Here is a 390-nt window from a genome sequence, read left to right on the forward strand (position 1 = left end):
AGCTCATCCTGAAGGAGGCGGCCCGGGGAATCTTCTGAGCCCCGCCCGTCGGCGCGCCTGCATCGAGCTGATACGCAGCGAGATGAAAGTGTCGGAACGCCGGATCTGCCGGGTGCTGGGGCAGCATCGATTAACACAAAGGTATCAATCGCGAGGCCGGGAAGATGAAGACCGGCTCGTGGCGGACATGATTGAACTGGCCAGGCAATACGGCAGCTATGGCTACCGCCGGGTCGCAGTGCTGCTTAGAGACGCGGGATGGCAGATCGGCGACGGCCGTGTCGAACGTCTGTGGCGGCGAGAGGGGCTCAAAGTGCCACCGAAGCAACCAAAGAAGGGGCGGCTTTGGCTGAACGACGGATCATGCATCCGCCTTAGACCGGAGAGCCG

The 390-nt window shown here is 62.6% G+C and carries 1 pseudogene; it reads left to right on the top strand.

The annotated features are described in order from the left end of the window. Positions 1–390 (top strand): annotated as a pseudogene (locus tag AB9K35_RS01860) (IS3 family transposase); the annotation flags it as partial.

Source organism: Leisingera sp. XS_AS12 (genome assembly GCF_041224635.1).
GTDB lineage: Bacteria > Pseudomonadota > Alphaproteobacteria > Rhodobacterales > Rhodobacteraceae > Leisingera.